A 960-nucleotide genomic window follows, 5' to 3' on the forward strand; every position below is an offset into this window, starting at 1 on the left:
CTTGTTACTTATGGGGGCGCAATTTACCGTTGCGCTTGGTAAACTCTTGACCAACGGGGCGGTGCCGATTCGTGCGATTGGCGAGACAGTCCCCCACGGCTGAGATAGCGAGGGCAAGATGAGCCAGATCGAAGAATTGCAGTCGCGGATGTCGCGCGCGCTCGACCGGATCGCCAAGGGGGTCGAGGCGCTGTCTGCCGCGCCGCCATCCGCACCGGTGCCCGAGGCGGCGCCCGGGCCTGCGACCGCTGTCGATACGGGCTGGGCCGAGGCCGCCGAGGAAGCCGCCGCCGAGGCCGCGGCAGAGATCGCCCGGCTGCGCGACGCGCTCGACGAAGAGAAAATGGCCAATTCCCAGCTCGAGGAGCGGGTGCACACGCTGCGCTCCCGTCTCGAAGAGGCGCAGGCTGCACCCACAGCGCCGATGGTGTCCGACGCCGCGCTGATGGAGCGGGTCGAGGCACAACGCGAGAGCATGGCGGCGCTCGACGCCGAGATGCAGCGCCTGAAGACCGCCAACGACATGCTGCGCAAGACCTGCGAGGAGATGCGCGGCGCGCTGCAGGACAACGTGGGCGAGCCGCATCTGGTCAACAAGGCGATGCTGGCCGAGCTCGAGGCGCTGCGTGCGGCGCGTGCGGCGGACGAGGCCGAGATCCGCGCGGTACTCGGTGCAATGGCTCCGCTGCAGTCCGAGGCGGAGGGGCAGGACGTATCGCATGGCGATGAGGAGACGGTGCAATGAGCCAGATCGAAGTCCAGATCATCATCGGGAACCGCACTTTCGACGTGGCCTGCCAGCAGGGCGAGGAACAGTACCTGCTGACCGCGGCGCGCATGCTCGACATCGAGGCGCAGGTGCTGGTGGAACAGATCGGCCGGATGCCGGAATCGCGGCTGCTGCTGATGTCCGGTCTGATGCTGGCGGACAAGACCGCCGGGCTCGAGAACAGCTGCGCG

2 protein-coding genes are annotated in these 960 nt (G+C 67.6%); both read left to right on the top strand.

What is annotated here, in order from left to right; all coding sequences use genetic code 11:
• Positions 1-118 precede the first annotated feature (118 nt).
• Complete coding sequence (locus HC022_RS27525) at positions 119-745, top strand: hypothetical protein (protein WP_167454491.1); 627 nt, start codon at positions 119-121, stop codon at positions 743-745.
• The coding region (locus tag HC022_RS27530; RefSeq protein ID WP_167454492.1) for a cell division protein ZapA at positions 742-960 on the top strand (219 nt) is incomplete at its 3' end. The genes HC022_RS27525 and HC022_RS27530, both read left to right, overlap by 4 nt.

It is taken from the genome of Salipiger sp. HF18, from assembly GCF_011806505.1.
Taxonomy (GTDB): Bacteria; Pseudomonadota; Alphaproteobacteria; order Rhodobacterales; family Rhodobacteraceae; genus Salipiger; species Salipiger thiooxidans.